Genomic DNA, 16,286 nt, shown 5'->3' on the forward strand with positions numbered 1-16,286 from the left:
TTTCAGGCGTGCTGTAAAACAAAGAAATAAGTTATTCAGCTAAATTTTTTAACTCCTGTATGGAGGAAGACATGGTTGCATTAGATAAAGATTTGCAATCCAGACAACTGGCTCGTGAGCTAGTTCGTAACGCGAAAAATGCACAACTTGTTTATGCTAAATTTTCGCAGGAAAAAATCGACAGTATTGTAAAACACATTGCATTTGAAGCCGCTCGTCATGCAGAAGAGTTGGCAAAAATGGCGAACGAAGAAACAGGCTTTGGTAAGTGGGAAGACAAAGTGCTGAAGAATACCTTCGCGTCATTGCGTGTGTATGAACATATGAAAGACATGAAGACCGTTGGCATTATCAATGACGATAAAGTGAAAAAAGTCATGGATGTTGGCGTGCCTTTAGGTGTTATCACGGCGTTAGTTCCTTCAACTAACCCAACATCAACCATTATCTATAAAACCCTAATTGCACTGAAAGCGGGTAATGCGATTATTTTCTCTCCGCATCCAAATGCAAAACAGTGCAGTTTCCGTGCATTAGAAATTGTTAAAAAAGCAGCTTTAGAGGCTGGAGCGCCAGCAGGTATTGTTGATGGTGTGACATTACTGACACTGGAAGCGACAAAAGAATTAATGCACAGCAAAGATGTGTCATTAATTTTAGCGACTGGTGGCGAAGGTATGGTACGTGCTGCTTATGCATCAGGTACGCCAACCATCAGTGGTGGTCCAGGTAATGGCCCAGCCTTTATCGAACGCAGTGCAGATATCAAAAAAGCAGTGAGCGATATCATCACCAGTAAAACATTCGACAATGGGGTTATCTGTGCATCAGAGCAATCCATTATCGTTGAACGTTGCATTTATAACGAAGTTCACCGTGAGCTATTAGCGCAAGGTGCTTACTTTATGAATGATGAAGAAGCAACCAAAGTGGCTTCAATGTTACTGCGTGCTAACGGCACAATTAACCCTGCTGTAGTGGGTAAAGATGCGATTTATTTAAGTCAGCGTGCAGGTTTTAGTGTGCCAGCAAATACGCGTGTATTAATCGCATTACAAGATACTGTTTCACCAAAAAATCCGTATTCACGCGAAAAATTATGCCCAATCTTAGGAATGTATATTGAAGAAGATTGGAAATCAGCGTGCGATCGCGTGGTGCAATTGCTGACTAATGAAGGTTTAGGTCATACCTTGGTTATTCATACCAAAAATGAAGATGTTATTCGTCAGTTCTCTCTAGAAAAACCGGTTAACCGTATTCTGATTAATACCCCGGCGGCATTAGGTGGCATCGGTGCAACCACTAATATTACTCCAGCGTTAACTTTAGGCTGTGGGGCTGTAGGTGGTGGTTCTAGCTCTGACAATGTCGGTCCAATGAACTTACTGAATATTCGCAAAGTAGGTTATGGCGTGCGTACCGTTAAAGAGCTGAAACAACCTTGTCCTTTAGCACAAGAAGCTGCTCAACCTGCTGTTTCTGCTTGCTCTGTTTCTAGCGCAAATCACCAGACCAGCATTCTTGATGATGACCGTTTTCGTACACCTTCTTTAACCCCTGTTCATGCGGAATGCGCAACTGCACAACGTCAAACTCAAGGTGATGATCGCTTTGGTGCATCTCCTTATGCAACGACGGTCAGTGCTTGTGCGCAACAAGTGGTTGAACAAGGTGATATTACCGAAGAAAACGTGGAACGCATTATCAAGGAAGTTCTCGGACGTCTGAGTAAATAACTCATTGATATAAGGCGATATAAACCATGATCCTCGCAAAGGTAATCGGACACGTAGTAGCGACACAGAAAAGCCCAGAACTTAAAGGTAGCAATTTATTAATGATAGCCACCTTAGATGATGAGCTTAAGCCACTGAAAAATAAAACGTATGTTGCAGTGGATAGTGTGGGTGCAGGTATCAACGATGTTGTGTTGGCTGAAGAATATTTTGCACTGAACAAAGAACGTTACAAAGCGATGTCAGTGGTTGCCATTGTTGAGAAGGTTTATCGGGACAGTAAGGAGTAATAACGACATGAGTGAGTTTCTGATAAAACCCCAAATTCAGTTTGGCACCAATGCACTGAATTTTCTCTCTGGGTTAACTGCCCGCCGCGCATTTGTGGTGACAGATAAAGCAATGGTGAAGTTTGGCTTTGCAAATAAAGTCACTGACAAGTTAATGCAACGGGGTATCGAGTTCCAAGTTTACGATGATGTTGCTTCAGATCCGGATATTTCAGCCATCGTAAGTGGTATGAAGATGATGGATGCGCATTATCCAGATTTGGTTATCGCACTCGGTGGTGGATCAGTGATTGATGCCGCGAAAGCCGTTATGTACTCCCTCTGGCATACCCGTAAAGAGAGCAACAGAACAAAACCACAATTTATTGCGATCCCAACCACTAGCGGTACGGGTTCGGAAGTGACTTCTTTTTCAGTGATCAAATCACGCAGTGAAAAACTGGTTTTGGTTGATGAGTTTATGTTGCCTGATGTCGCCATTCTCGATCCTGAGTTGGTGAAGTCTGTACCGCCAGCAATTACTGCTGATACGGGAATGGATGTGCTTTGCCATGCACTAGAAGCCTATGTTTCTAAAGCCGCATCTGACTTTTCTGATGCGATGGCAGAGAAAGCCGTCAAGTTAGTGTTTAGCCATCTTATTGATTGCCATCATCAAGGTGACAACTTACTTGCCCGTGAAAAAATGCATAACGCATCTTGTATTGCGGGGATGGCATTTACTAACGCCTCGTTGGGTATTACTCACAGTCTTGCTCACGCATTAGGTGGTGTCTTCCACGTTCCTCACGGTCGAGCAAATGCGTTATTGATGACACATGTTATTGCTTTTAATGCAAATTTTCATGGTGATTGTAATAGTGAAGCAGCAAAACGTTACGCCTATCTTGCTCAAAGCTTAGGACTTCCGGCTAACACCGTAAGAGAAGGGGTCACCAGTTTAATCGTCGCTATTAATGTATTGAAAGATGAAATGGGTATGCCGAAGAGTATTCGCGATACCGGTGTCAGTGAAGCGGACTTTTATGCCCGTTTAACGGAAATGGTCGGACAGGCTTTACGAGATAGCTGTACGCCGACAAATCCACGTGACGTAAACACACACCAATTAGAAACATTGTATCGTCAGGCATTTGCCGGTGTATCACACAGTTAATGCTCAACCGAATTAATACCGATTAGGTCAAGTAAAGAACATCAGGAGAGCCTCACATGGCCAAATATTCTTTGACGCCACGCGTAAAAATGCTGGCAGAACGTTTAGTTTCACGTAATAGCTCCATCAGCACAGAGCGTGCAACCATTTTTGATTCATTGGACAGCAATATTGCAGGTGTGCCTCAAGCGATTAAACCTGCACAACGTTTTTATGAATTTATTCGTCATTTTCCAAGCTACATTGCACAAGATGAATTGATTATCGGCAGTCAATCATCAACACCACGCGGCGCGATTTTCCATACGGAAGAAGAAGTGCGTAGCGACTCTATCTACCGTTTCTTAAGTATTAACAATAGCGTTGCATCACCTGATTATATGCTAGTGGTAAACCAAGGTTTCTTAGCAATCAAAGCACAGCTTGAAGACAGAATTAGAAGCATTGGCAGTGCCGTAAATCGTAGCAGTATGGACGAAGCCAATTTTTGTAAATCCGCCATTTATGCGTGTGATGCAGCACTTTATTTCGCACAAATTCTGTCTGCAAAAGCAGAGAATTTAGCTGCAATGGAAGGTAATCCATATCGTAAAGCAGAATTATTAGATAGTGCTGCGGTATTACGTAAAGTCCCTGCAAAACCAGCAGAAACCTTTAAAGAAGCGGTTCAAGTTTTCTATTTACTGCAATTAGTCTTACATCTGGAAAATGGTAGCTACGCCATTAATCCAATGGGATTTGATAAAGCGTTATATCCATTCTATCAACGTGATCTCGACCAAGGTCGTTTAACACAAGCACAGGCTTATGAAATTGTTGAAAGTGTTTGGTTGAAATTAGCAGAGCTTTCCGAAGTACGTGCGACCAAAGAAGTTGATGGTTATCCAATGTTTGATGCTATGACACAGGGTGTTGATATTAACGATCCGCGAGTCAGCATCAACGAATTATCAGAAATGCTGCTATCAGCGCGCGCTAATCTATCAACATTACACAGTTCACTGCAAGTACGTTTATACAATGGCCGTATGAATTCACAGCCACAATATGCTGCACCTTCAGCGAATGTTGTTGCACCAACAGCAGATGCGAGCGAATTCAAAGTAATGGAAGGTTTAACGCCTCGCTTACAACGCTTACGTAACCGTTATTTAGAAGCACGTCCAAGTGTTTCCATCTACAGAGCATTAGCATTTACTGAAATTGTCCGTAATAACCCAGGTTTACCACCCATTTTACTGCGTGCAAAAGCATTCCGTCGTGCATGTGAAACGGCACCTATCTTAATTCAAGATGAAGAGCTGATTGTTGGACATCCTTGTGGAAAACCGCGTGCTGGTGCTTTCTCTCCTGATATTGCATGGCGTTGGGTTCGTGATGAACTTGATACTATGAGCACGCGTCCACAAGATCCATTCCAAATTTCAGAAGAAGATAAAAAAGTTATTCGCGAAGAAATTGTTCCCTTCTGGGAAGGTCGTTCTTTAGATGAAATTTGTGAAGCACAATATCGCGAAGCAGGTGTGTGGGAATTTAGTGGTGAAACCTTTGTCAGTGACCTTTCTTATCACCAAATTAATGGTGGTGGCGATACTTGCCCAGGTTATGACGTATTGCTTTTCACTAAAGGTATGAACGGTATTAAAGCCGATGCGCAAGCAAAACTGGCTGAATTAAGCATGGAAAACCCTGCTGATATCGACCGTATCTATTTCTATAAAGCGTCTATTGAAAGCTGTGAAGGTGTGATTGCTTATGCACATCGTATTGCAGAACATGCGCGTGAATTAGCATCAAAAGAGAGCAATCCTCAACGTCGTGAAGAGTTACTGACGATTGCTCAAGTTAACGAAAATGTACCAGCTAATCCACCAAAAACACTGCAAGAAGCCTTGCAAAGTATTTGGACTGTAGAGTCACTGTTTGAAGTTGAAGAAAACCAAACGGGTCTTTCTTTAGGTCGCTTAGACCAATACTGCTTCCCAATGTATGAAAACGATATCAAATCAGGTCGTTTAACACGTGAACAAGCACTGGAAATGATGCAAGCCTTTATCATCAAATGTGCTGAGTTAATGTGGATGTCGAGTGAGCTAGGAGCGAAGTATTTCGCAGGTTATCAGCCATTTATCAACTTAACTATCGGTGGACAAAAACGCTCTGGTGGCGACGCGTGTAACGACTTAACTTACCTGATTATGGATGCAGTGCGCTTTGTGAAAGTGTATCAACCATCACTAGCATGTCGTATTCATAACCAATCTCCACAGCAATATATGGAAAAAATTGTGGATGTAGTTAAAGCGGGTATGGGCTTCCCTGCATGCCACTTCGATGATTCTCATATCAAGATGATGTTGCGTAAAGGCTTCGATTTCGAAGATGCGCGAGACTACTGCTTGATGGGTTGTGTTGAGCCACAAAAATCAGGTCGTATTTATCAATGGACATCAACGGGTTACACCCAATGGCCTATTGCAATTGAGTTTGTATTAAACCGTGGTCGTATGGTGCTGTTTGATAGCTATCAAGGTTTAGATACCGGTGATTTACGCGACCTGCGTACTTATGAAGATTTCGATCGCGCTGTAAAAGAGCAAGTTGCACATATCGTTCGTTTATCCGCAATTGGTACGGTGATCAGCCAACGTGTTCACCGTGATGTTGCACCAAAACCATTAATGTCTCTGCTGGTTGAAGGCTGTATGGAACAAGGTAAAGACGTCACTGCGGGTGGTGCAATGGTTAACCATGGTCCAGGTCTTATCTTCTCAGGTTTAGCGACTTATGTGGACTCAATGGCGGCTATTCGCAAACTTGTTTATGAAGATAAAAAATACACCTTAGAGCAAATCCGTGATGCGCTACTAGCTAACTTTGAAGGTCATGATGAGTTATTACGTGACTGCTTAAATGCACCGAAGTTTGGTAACGATGATGATGTTGTTGACCAATATGCGCTGGATATTACGGAATGGACTGAGCGTGAATGTCGTAAATACAAAATGCTCTACTCCACTTTGAGCCACGGTACGCTGTCTATCTCTAACAATACGCCAATTGGTGAGTTAACCGCAGCGACTCCAAATGGTCGTTTTGCATGGAAACCATTGTCAGATGGTATCAGCCCAACACAAGGTGCGGATAAACATGGCCCAACAGCGATTATTAAATCAATCAGTAAAATGAATGTTGAAACCATGAATATCGGTATGGTTCATAACTTCAAATTCCTGAAAGGTTTGTTAGATACCAATGAAGGTCGCCAAGGTTTAATTACCTTATTAAGAACGGCTTCCATTTTGGGTAACGGCCAGATGCAATTTAGCTATGTCGATAATGAAGTACTGAAAAAAGCGCAATTAGAGCCTGAAAAATACCGTGACTTAATTGTCCGTGTTGCTGGCTACAGTGCTTACTTCGTTGAATTATGTAAAGAAGTTCAGGATGAAATTATCAGTCGTACTGTAATTGAGAAATTCTAATTACAGCCATAGGGATAGTGCAGGCTATCCCTTTAATCGACAAGACAAGATTTAAATTTATCGAACAGGGATGTTTGATGCAGATTTGGAGGCGTAAAGATGGAAATGGCAGCAGAAATAAGAGGGCGGATATTTAATATCCAGAAATACTCTATTTATGATGGTGATGGTATTCGTACTCTCGTTTTCTTAAAAGGCTGTAATATCCGCTGCCCTTGGTGTTCCAATCCAGAAGGTCTCAGCAGTGAGTTTCAGGTGATGTACTCTCACGACAAATGCGTAGATTGCGGTAAATGCGTTGATGTTTGTCCGGCGGGGGTGCACTACATGACAACCAATGAAAGTGGTAAACAAGTTCATCGTGTTGATCGCGCTGTTGATTGTATTGGTTGTCGTAAATGTGAAGAAGTCTGTATCTCAGATGCCCTTGATATTATGGGAAAAGATGTTTCTGTTTCTGAACTAATGAAAATCATCATGCAAGATTATGACTTTTACATCTCTTCAGGGGGGGGCGTCACAATCGGTGGCGGTGAAATGAGTTTACAAACTGATTTTGCGGTTGCGCTTCTACGAGAATGTAAAAAGATGATGATCAATACCGCTGTGGAGACGCAAGCGACCACTAATGTGGCGAATTATGAAAAATTAGCGGAAGTTGTTGATCAATTTCTGATTGATATCAAACACATTGATACAGCTCAGCATAAAGCGTTGTTTGGTGTCGGTAATGAAAATGTCCGTCGTAATTTAGAACGTTTAATGGATCTCGGTGCCAATGTGGTTATTCGCATGCCATTAGTCCGTGGTTATAACGACTCTTATGATGCAATTACAGGAGCAATTAATTACGCCATGGAGCTATCAAAACGCGGCAATATTCAGCGTATTGATATTCTTCCTTATCATCAGTTTGGGCGTAATAAATACGAAAAATTGGAAATGATCTACCCAATAAAAAACGATCCTAGTTATACACCAGAAGAGCTAGACAGTTTAGAAGCCTTCTTTAAGAAATTTGATTTCGATATCCGTCTTGTCCGTCACTAAGTAGGAGAGAAAGATGAACAGTTTAGGTGTGATTGAAACACGAGGATTAACCGCCGCCATTCAAGCGGCAGATGCGGCTTGTAAAGCGGCAAATGTGGAAATTATTGGATACCGAAAAGTAGGATCTGGCTTGGTATCTGTCTGCTTTCAAGGTGAGATCAGTGCAGTAAGGACTGCGGTTGATCATGGTGTTGATGTGGTTAGCCAAAAAGAGCTGGTTATTGGTTCATTAGTTATTGCAAGACCAGAACCAAGTGTTATCACCAAATTACTGACCATAAAAAGTAAGAAAAAAGCCCCAATTGTTACTGAAAAAACGCCAGAAATTGCTCTTGAAACAGTTGTTGAAACAATCGTTGAAGTTCCTGTTAAAAACGAAGTTGAGAAGCTAGAGACGACAAAAGCAGTTGCAGATTTACAGGCTCAAAATATTGTCGCTGAAACTAAAGTTGCGACAGACAAAGTACAAAGTAGTAAGAAAGAGATCAAACCAGAAGGCCGTAAAGGTAAAAAATAATGATTAATCAACAAATCATGGGAAAAATCCTCTCTCGTTTGCCTGCACATGGCGTGATGTCGGGGGAGACGCAAGGAATGGCAATCCCTGTTGGTATTTCTAATCGGCATGTGCATCTTTCACAACAAGATGTTGAAGCATTATTTGGCAAAGGTTATCAACTCACTCCGTTTAAAGATCTTAAACAACCGGGTCAGTTTGCAGCAAAAGAGTGTGTGATGGTTGTGGGGCCAAAAGGCTCTATCAGTAAAGTTCGTGTTTTAGGGCCTGTTCGTCCACAAAGCCAATTAGAAATTTCAAAAGCTGACTGTTTTGCATTAGGTGTAAAGGCACCAGTACGTGAATCGGGTGATTTAGTTGGTTCTGGCAATGCTGTTCTAATGGGGCCTGTGGGTCATGTTGAGTTAAAAGAACAAGTCATTTGCGCACAACGTCATATTCATATGAGTGAAATTGACGCCAGAATGCTAAATGTCACCAATGGGCAAAAAGTACACGTTAAAACAGAAGGTGAGCGTAGTCTGATTTTTGATGAAGTCATTGTTCGTGTTAATGAGAAGTTTGCTTTGGAATTTCATATAGATACTGATGAGGCTAATGCTGCCGGGCTTCGCAATAACGATAGTGTATTTATTGTCAGCTAAGACAATGAGGTGACGTAATGGATGCTCAGTTAATAGAAAGGATTGTTGCTGAAATAGAAAAAAGAATGAAAAAATCGGTGTTGTTAGCACTTACTCCTGCACCGGGATACCAAGATGAAATTTGTCAACGTATCAATACTTTTTCTCATATTCGATTTTCTCTATTTGTCACAACACCGGCACAAGAGAGCCATGATTTGTCGAAATGGCGTCATCTAGGTGATATACATAAAGCGGACGAGTTTGATGTTAATAATTTATCTTCTTATCACGCTTTATTCGTTCCCTATTTCGATAAAAAGCTGGTGGGTGAAATTATTAACGGGTTATCAATGAGTGAAGAAGGAGAATTAATTCATTCAGCATTAACTCAAAATATTCCCGTTATGGCTCTCCCATATTTTTGCCAACCAGAAAGTGAATTAAATGAGATTTTAGGTTTAAATAAAAATAAAGAGTACAACCTGCTTATTCAGGAAAATATTAATCGATTAAAATTATTAGGCGTTTCTTTTTATTCCATCAATGAAATAGAGAGTCACTTAATTGATAATAATCATAATAAAAAAACTGAATGTTATCCTGAAATAAAGAAAGAAAATAACAATCGCTATATTACTTTAAATGAAGTAATGAATAAGCCTGGAGAATACTGTTTATCACAAGATAAATTGACAGATTCTGCTATTGAATATTTAAAAAGTTTAAAAAATTAATATTAAATTATATCTGATAACTCAGGAGTCTTATTATGTCACCAAAAGCTAAATCATGGCTTTGGATGCTGGCGGTTATTATTTCAGAAACCTCAGCAACCTCTACCTTAAAAATGTTTGATAATAGTGAAGGTACAACTAAAACATTATTATTAGGCTTAATTGTTGTTCTTTATGTTATTTGTTATTACTCATTATCACGTGCAGTGAAAAACATTCCAGTTGGTTTAGCTTATGCAACATGGTCTGGTACAGGTATATTAGTAGTTTCTTCTTTAGGTATGTTGTTTTATGGTCAACATCCTGATACTGCGGCAATGATAGGTATGGCCGTTATTGCCAGTGGTATTGTAATTATGAATCTCTTCTCGAAAATGGGATCAGAAGAAGAGGAAGAAGAAGCAAGCGAAACGCCTAATATTAAACAGGCTGCATCGTCAGTGAATAAATAAATCTATTTTCAATAAATCTATTTTTTAATAAAACTATTTTTTGATAAATAAGTATTTATTAAAATAAATAAGGATAACAATTATGTTTACCGGATTCTTATGGCTGGCGCTGTCTATCGGTTCTGAAATCACTGGTACGTCAATGATTAAAAAGACCGATGGTTTTAGTAAATTAGCCCCTTCTGTTTTAGTGATTGCTGCTTACTGTATTTGTTATTTCGCTTTAACCCGCGCTATGGGATATATTCCTGTGGGTGTAGCGTATTCACTTTGGTGTGGATTTGGTATTGTGGGCGTGACACTAGTTGCGATGATTTTATATAAACAAAAACCCGATTTACCGGCTATATTCTCTATGGCATTGATTATCTCTGGTGGGATAATTATGAATACATTCTCAACGATGTAAGCTAACATTATAAATTAGATATTTATTTCACCTTTTTAACTAAAATGCCGATGTGTTATTAAACAGTATCGGCATTTTTATAATTTCTTTGTGTTTTTTTAAAATGAACATTAACTATAAAAAGATGTTTTTTTTATATTTTAAATTTTGAGTGAATATAATATTTGGAGGTTTTTATTTAAATGTAAATTATAAAAGGAATAAATATGTTTTCAATATTAAAAAATTTGGGTGGTCCAAATGTTAGGGAAGTAGATAGACGTGCTGAAACGAGTTATGTTAAACAAAATAATACTCCTCATACTAGTATTAGTCATATTAATAATACGGATCAAAAATCGAAAACACCTAATTTAGCACAAAGAATGATAGCTGCTAATTCTTCTGAATTATCGACATTCTCAGGGGATATATTAATATCTAATCAATCAAATAATAATAATAGCCTTTCCCCTCCATTACCACCCAAACCACCAATAAATTCACCAATATATCAAACGTCTAGTCATACTTCAGATAGGTCTGGATTACTAGCAAGAAGAACAAATGCTGGAGTTAACCTACTGAGTTTTAACCTACAAGAATCTAATGAAAAGGTTAGATTAGATAGCAAGAAAAGTGCTTTTTTAGACGTCGTTAAAAATTGTTTCAATACAGATGAACATAATGAAAAAGCGATAAGGTTATTTGATAATTTAAAACATTATAAGTATAAGAATGATAATTATCAAACTGTTAACGATGCTATATATAATAACATAGCGTATTGTAAAGATACTTTAATTAAAGTAGGTGATGTTGTATTACCTGCAAATAAGGTTAGTGTTTCTAACTCTCCTCATATGACTATTGCATCCCAATACCCATTAAATAACAAAGAGAGTTTAAATAACTATTATCATATGTTATTTGATAAAGGTATAAAAACAGTTTATATCTTAGCATCAAATTATGATATTAAAAATAAACTCTCATCATTTTATGATGGATGTAATAAGAGTGATTTTAAATATTTTAGAGAGAATTTAGATTTAGGTAATATACAATCTAGTGGTACTAGATGTTTGGAATTAAATAAAGATAGAGCAAAGTTAGAGTGCTTAGATTGCAAAGCATACATTAAATCATTGAATAAAAAAAATAGTGATGAAAAGAAAGAAATAAAATTTGTGCATATTTATGATTGGAAAGATCATACAGGAATAGATGCGGAAAAATTAAAAAATACAATTGATACTGTTGGTGGTCATTTAAAAATAAAACCGACAGAAGAAAATATCGCTGTCCATTGCCTTGCTGGATTAGGAAGAACAGGGGAATTTATTGCTTTAATGGAAATGATGAAAATGATAGAGGCAGGAAATAAAAAAGAAAAAAGCTTAGAAAGTATTATCACTGATCTAAGGGAAAAGCGCAGTGTCCATACGCTTTATCAGCCTGAACAAATTGCTGAGCTAATTAAGTTTGCAATAGCAAATAATATCCCGTTGCTCAATGATGATATTAAAATGAAATAATATTTTTTCAAAAAATCAGTATAACAATCCCCATTGTATTCACAATGGGGATTAGTTTTACGACATTACTGTTTTTTATTTTTTTATTTTTTTAGTTTTGCTGCTCTCGGATTTGCTGTAACTGTTTTTGACGCTCAGTTTGAGCGCTGACTTGATGGTTTCGCGCTAAAAAACTATACATCGTTGGTAATACAAACAGAGTAAACAGTGTGCCGACTAACATACCTGACACAATAATTAGCCCTAATCCATAGCGGCTATTCGCGCCTGCACCACTGGCAAATAACAGTGGGATAAGCCCAATAACCATTGCCGCCGTGGTCATTAATACAGGACGTAAGCGGATTTTTGCTGCTTCAATAATTGCATCACGACGGTTTAGGTTTTTATGAACTTGCAATTCATTAGCAAATTCCACCATTAAAATGCCGTGCTTACTGATAAGTCCTATTAGTGTGACTAAACCAATTTGAGTGTAGATATTTAATGTCACCATACCTAAAGCTAATGGCACTAATGCACCGCAAATAGATAATGGTACGGTAATTAAGATAATCAACGGATCGACTAAGCTTTCATATTGCGCAGCTAACACTAAGTAAATAATAATAAGCGCGGCAATAAAGGCAAAGACTAAGGTATTTCCTTCTTGGGTAAATTGGCGAGAATCAGATTGCCAATCATGACTAAAGCCCGCAGGTAATGAATTTGCCACATTATCTAAAAAAGCGACCGCTTGCCCCATGGTAACGCCGGGGGCGGGGATTGCTTGGAAAATCGCTGCATTTTGTTGATTAAATTGCGTAAGCTTATTAGGCTCAACTTGTGTCGTAATATTTACAACGGTTGATAATGGAATTAACACATTATCTTGAGTACGAATATAGTGCTCAGCAAGAGCCGCAGGCGTTAAACGTTGATGGCGTACACTTTGTGGAATAACGTCATAAGAGCGACCATCCATGCCAAAACGATTAATATAGTGTTCACCTACTAATAGTGAGAGTGATTCACCAATATCCTGCATACGAATGCCTAAACTATTGGCTTTCGCTCTATCTATCGTTACTTGAACAACGGGGTTGTTGTAATCTAAATCGCTGTCTACTACGACAAATAGGCCACTTTCTCTGGCTTGTTGCTTGATTTGTTCCATTGTTTCAAACAAAACGGGATAACCTAATGGGCTGCGTAGCACCATTTGTACAGGCAATCCCCCCACTGAGCCCGGTAGAGAAGCTAATTGGAAAGCAAAAATACTGGTACCTTCCACATTATTGACGCGATTTTGCAAATCAGCTTGTATTTGATCTGCGTTGCGATCACGTAAATCCCAGCCATCAAAGTTAATACCACCAAAGCTCGCTGACGGGCCATCAGTACCATTAATTATCCATGTGCTGTCTGTTTCAGGCAAACTCATATAAATTTCATCAAGTTTCTGGTTAAAGCGCTCAGCATAGGCAAGATTTGCGTGTTGTGGCGCTTTCACAGCAGTTAATACACTCGCCTGATCTTCTGAAGGTGCCAGCTCTTGTTTTGTCTGACTATATAAAAACGGTAAGCTGACAAACACAGCTAAGGCGAAAACAACGGTTAACCAGCGATTAGCTAAAGAAAAATTAAGGACATAACCATAGTAGTGAGCCATCTTATCGAAAACAAGCTCAGCCATTTTAGCCATTTTTCCTTCATTTTCTTTTGGTTTTAGCATTAATGAGCTCATCACAGGGGATAAAGTTAATGCCACAATGCCAGAAACAATCACACTACCTGCCAGCGTTATGGCAAATTCTTTAAATAATGCACCTGTTAATCCAGCCATTAAACCAATTGGCGCATAAACGGCAGCTAATGTAATTGTCATTGCAATAACAGGGCCGGCAACTTCTCTTGCTCCGACTAATGCTGCCTGAACAGGTGATAGCCCTTCTTCAATGTGTCGATGGACGTTTTCAACAACAACAATGGCATCATCTACAACGAGTCCAATGGCTAAAACCATTGCTAGCAAGGTGAGTAAGTTAATACTAAAGCCAAAAGCAAGCATTAATCCGGCAGCACCTAGCATCGATAAAGGAATGGCAAGTACAGGAATAAGAACTGAACGAAATGATCCTAAACAGAGATAAATGACCGCGATAACGATTAAAATTGCTTCAATTAACGTTTGTACTACTTGATTAATAGAGGCTTTGATAAAACGTGAAGTTTCAAATGCCAGTTCTACATCGACACTAGGCGGTAAGGTTTTTTCAATATCAATTAGATGATCTCTAATGCCATCAACAATCACAAGTGGATTACCTGTTGGTGTCGGGAATAAACCTAAAAATACGGCTTTTTTACCATTCATAATACCGCTAGTTTCAGTGGCCGCGGCACCTAGCTCGACAGTACCAATATCACGTAAACGGACAAGATTGTTACCATCATTAGAGATAACCATATCTTTAAATTCTTCGACATTAGTTAAATCAGTATTGACATAAACGTTAGCAATAACAAATTCGCCTTCTACTTTTCCTGGCGCCGCTTGATAGTTGTTACGGCGAACTGCATTTGCGACATCGCTAGCTGTTAAGTTACGGCCTGCTAATTTATCTGCATCTAACCATAAGCGCATGGCCAATTGTTGACCACCAAATACTTGTACTTTAGCAACACCATTAATGGATGAGAACATCGGCTCAACAACGCGAGAAAGGTAGTCTGTAAGTTCGGGAATAGAAAGCTGTTCACTTGAGAAACCCACATAAGCTACGGCTGTAGATTCTCCTGATGAAAGCTCAATCACCGGATCATAAGCTTGTTCTGGCAACTTATAACGAACTTGATTAACCTTCGCCATAACTTGCGTTAAGGCTTGAGTCGGATCACGATTTAACTCCATTCGAACAGTGACTAAACTTTTACCTTGTACTGAAGATGAAGAAATATAATCAACACCCTCAACAGAAGAAACCGATTGTGTAATTGGTTGGGTAACAAATCCCTGCATAAGCTCAGACGAAGCGCCAGGATAATCTGTTGCAATCGTAATCGTTGAGTTCTGTAACATTGGGTATTGGCGAACGGGTAGTTTACTGAACGCAAATGCGCCCAGTAAAAGGATTAGTGTGCTAACAACTAATGCCAAAACAGGTCGCCGAACAAAAATATCGGTAAACTTCATTATTAACTCCCGTTATGGTTTTGTTGTCGCAGATTGAGCGAGCGCTAAGGTGTCTTGCTCAATAGGCTCAATTGAAATGCCATCACTTAATTTAATTTGGCCAGATGAGACAATTTGATCACCAAGCGCTAAGCCTTCTTTTATCTCGATCATGCCGTTGTAGCGCAATCCAACTTTCACAGAGACACGCTTAGCGATAAGGTTTTTTTGATTGTCAGATTGCGCTACAAACACGGTATCTCCATAGGCAGTATAAGTAACTGCCGTTTCTGGTACGGTTAATACCATAGGACTATCTGGAGAAGTAACTTGTACTCGAGCAAACATGCCCGCTTTTAATTTGTTATCAGTATTAGGTAAAACTGCTTGTACTTGTACAGTACGAGAAGGGCCAATAAGAGGATCGACGGCATTAATAGAGCCTGTAAATACCATCTCTGGGTAAGCATCCACCTCGATATTAATGGGCTGTTTTGCGAAAACTTTGGGAGCAGCTTGCTCATCAAGTGAGAAATTGAGTTTTAAATGACTCGCATCGACTAAAGATGCAACACGTTCACCTGCATTGAGGTACTGTCCTTCATGAACAAGTTTGATCCCGACAATGCCATCAAAAGGTGCTTTTATTGCTTTTTGTGCAATTCGTGCTTTTACCTCACGAATGGATGCGGCAATCATATCGCGCTCAGATAATGTACTGTCTAATTGCGCGGCGGCTGCGACATTTTTACTATAAAGCTGTCTTGTACGGGAATAGAGTTTATCTGCGTTAGTTAATTGTGCTTGTAAACGCAATAATTCCGCTTGTTCAGGTTCATCATTTAATTTAGCTAAAACTTGGCCGGCTTTAACAGTTTGCCCTGACTCAAAATTAATCACGGCAATACGGCCATTGGTTTCAGCCGCTAAATAGACTTGGCGTGCTGCTTCTAATTCCCCAACACCTTGCATATTATTTGGTAATTTTGATGATTGTACGGTTGCTAATGCCACTTTAGTGGGCGGGTAAGCAAATTGCTGTGATGCATCTTCATCAGATGATGTTGTTGCATAAACTGCTGCACCTGCACTGAGTAAAAAGAGTGAGGTACATATAGTAAGAGTAAGTTTTTTATTCATATTATTGTTGGTCTCAT

13 protein-coding genes are annotated in these 16,286 nt (G+C 39.3%); 11 read left to right on the forward strand and 2 right to left on the reverse strand.

Features of this window, described 5'->3' with window-relative positions:
- The first annotated feature begins 71 nt into the window (after nucleotides 1–71).
- The 11 genes from ABN256_RS10290 to ABN256_RS10340 all read left to right on the forward strand — a co-directional run bounded on the left by ABN256_RS10290 (nucleotide 72) and on the right by ABN256_RS10340 (nucleotide 11,975).
- Nucleotides 72–1,739, forward strand: a complete 1,668-nt coding sequence (locus tag ABN256_RS10290; RefSeq protein WP_349439452.1) for an acetaldehyde dehydrogenase (acetylating) — start codon at nucleotides 72–74, stop codon at nucleotides 1,737–1,739.
- Nucleotides 1,740–1,765: 26 nt separating this feature from the next.
- Nucleotides 1,766–2,029, forward strand: a complete 264-nt coding sequence (locus tag ABN256_RS10295; RefSeq protein WP_036934514.1) for a EutN/CcmL family microcompartment protein — start codon at nucleotides 1,766–1,768, stop codon at nucleotides 2,027–2,029.
- 7 nt (nucleotides 2,030–2,036) lie between these two features.
- Nucleotides 2,037–3,185: a 1-propanol dehydrogenase PduQ gene (locus tag ABN256_RS10300; RefSeq protein WP_349439453.1), complete on the forward strand. Its 1,149-nt coding sequence runs from the start codon at nucleotides 2,037–2,039 to the stop codon at nucleotides 3,183–3,185.
- 56 nt (nucleotides 3,186–3,241) lie between these two features.
- Nucleotides 3,242–6,670, forward strand: coding sequence for a choline trimethylamine-lyase (gene cutC, locus ABN256_RS10305; RefSeq protein ID WP_349439454.1), 3,429 nt, complete (start codon nucleotides 3,242–3,244; stop codon nucleotides 6,668–6,670).
- A gap of 99 nt (nucleotides 6,671–6,769) precedes the next feature.
- Nucleotides 6,770–7,720 carry a choline TMA-lyase-activating enzyme gene (cutD, locus tag ABN256_RS10310; protein ID WP_164526794.1) on the forward strand — a complete coding sequence of 317 codons (951 nt, stop codon included), beginning with the start codon at nucleotides 6,770–6,772 and terminating at the stop codon, nucleotides 7,718–7,720.
- A 13-nt stretch (nucleotides 7,721–7,733) separates the two neighbouring features.
- Entirely contained in the window at nucleotides 7,734–8,237 is a 504-nt protein-coding gene (locus ABN256_RS10315; RefSeq protein WP_196554550.1) for a BMC domain-containing protein, read from the forward strand.
- Nucleotides 8,238–8,293: 56 nt separating this feature from the next.
- Nucleotides 8,294–8,881 carry a phosphate propanoyltransferase gene (locus tag ABN256_RS10320; RefSeq protein WP_425355545.1) on the forward strand — a complete coding sequence of 196 codons (588 nt, stop codon included), beginning with the start codon at nucleotides 8,294–8,296 and terminating at the stop codon, nucleotides 8,879–8,881.
- A gap of 17 nt (nucleotides 8,882–8,898) precedes the next feature.
- Complete coding sequence (locus tag ABN256_RS10325; RefSeq protein ID WP_196554548.1) at nucleotides 8,899–9,597, forward strand: hypothetical protein; 699 nt, start codon at nucleotides 8,899–8,901, stop codon at nucleotides 9,595–9,597.
- A 35-nt stretch (nucleotides 9,598–9,632) separates the two neighbouring features.
- Nucleotides 9,633–10,049 (forward strand): DMT family transporter, encoded by a 417-nt coding sequence (locus tag ABN256_RS10330; protein ID WP_196554547.1) that lies wholly within the window; start codon nucleotides 9,633–9,635, stop codon nucleotides 10,047–10,049.
- 82 nt (nucleotides 10,050–10,131) lie between these two features.
- Nucleotides 10,132–10,458, forward strand: coding sequence for a DMT family transporter (locus tag ABN256_RS10335; RefSeq protein WP_349439455.1), 327 nt, complete (start codon nucleotides 10,132–10,134; stop codon nucleotides 10,456–10,458).
- Nucleotides 10,459–10,664: 206 nt separating this feature from the next.
- A complete protein-coding gene (locus tag ABN256_RS10340) occupies nucleotides 10,665–11,975 on the forward strand; it encodes a protein-tyrosine phosphatase family protein (protein ID WP_349439456.1) in 1,311 nt (436 codons plus the stop codon).
- Between the two features lie 91 nt (nucleotides 11,976–12,066).
- Here ABN256_RS10340 and ABN256_RS10345 read toward each other — a convergent pair whose 3' ends face one another.
- Both ABN256_RS10345 and ABN256_RS10350 read right to left on the reverse strand, forming a co-directional pair.
- Nucleotides 12,067–15,150: a MexW/MexI family multidrug efflux RND transporter permease subunit gene (locus ABN256_RS10345; RefSeq protein WP_197269829.1), complete on the reverse strand. Its 3,084-nt coding sequence runs from the start codon at nucleotides 15,148–15,150 to the stop codon at nucleotides 12,067–12,069.
- Between the two features lie 12 nt (nucleotides 15,151–15,162).
- Entirely contained in the window at nucleotides 15,163–16,269 is a 1,107-nt protein-coding gene (locus ABN256_RS10350) for an efflux RND transporter periplasmic adaptor subunit (protein WP_340893987.1), read from the reverse strand.
- Nucleotides 16,270–16,286: the final 17 nt, after the last annotated feature.

Source organism: Proteus sp. fly-1008 (assembly GCF_040140305.1).
Taxonomy (GTDB): Bacteria; Pseudomonadota; Gammaproteobacteria; order Enterobacterales; family Enterobacteriaceae; genus Proteus; species Proteus vulgaris_B.

Coding starts and splice junctions, on each gene's coding strand:
- cutD (WP_164526794.1), top strand. CDS start 6,770: ATGGAAATGGCAGCAGAAATAAGAGGGCGGATATTTAATATCCAGAAA.
- cutC (WP_349439454.1), top strand. CDS start 3,242: ATGGCCAAATATTCTTTGACGCCACGCGTAAAAATGCTGGCAGAACGT.
- ABN256_RS10350 (WP_340893987.1), bottom strand. CDS start 16,269: ATGAATAAAAAACTTACTCTTACTATATGTACCTCACTCTTTTTACTC.
- ABN256_RS10340 (WP_349439456.1), top strand. CDS start 10,665: ATGTTTTCAATATTAAAAAATTTGGGTGGTCCAAATGTTAGGGAAGTA.
- ABN256_RS10345 (WP_197269829.1), bottom strand. CDS start 15,150: ATGAAGTTTACCGATATTTTTGTTCGGCGACCTGTTTTGGCATTAGTT.
- ABN256_RS10330 (WP_196554547.1), top strand. CDS start 9,633: ATGTCACCAAAAGCTAAATCATGGCTTTGGATGCTGGCGGTTATTATT.
- ABN256_RS10335 (WP_349439455.1), top strand. CDS start 10,132: ATGTTTACCGGATTCTTATGGCTGGCGCTGTCTATCGGTTCTGAAATC.
- ABN256_RS10315 (WP_196554550.1), top strand. CDS start 7,734: ATGAACAGTTTAGGTGTGATTGAAACACGAGGATTAACCGCCGCCATT.
- ABN256_RS10290 (WP_349439452.1), top strand. CDS start 72: ATGGTTGCATTAGATAAAGATTTGCAATCCAGACAACTGGCTCGTGAG.
- ABN256_RS10300 (WP_349439453.1), top strand. CDS start 2,037: ATGAGTGAGTTTCTGATAAAACCCCAAATTCAGTTTGGCACCAATGCA.
- ABN256_RS10295 (WP_036934514.1), top strand. CDS start 1,766: ATGATCCTCGCAAAGGTAATCGGACACGTAGTAGCGACACAGAAAAGC.
- ABN256_RS10325 (WP_196554548.1), top strand. CDS start 8,899: ATGGATGCTCAGTTAATAGAAAGGATTGTTGCTGAAATAGAAAAAAGA.
- ABN256_RS10320 (WP_425355545.1), top strand. CDS start 8,294: ATGTCGGGGGAGACGCAAGGAATGGCAATCCCTGTTGGTATTTCTAAT.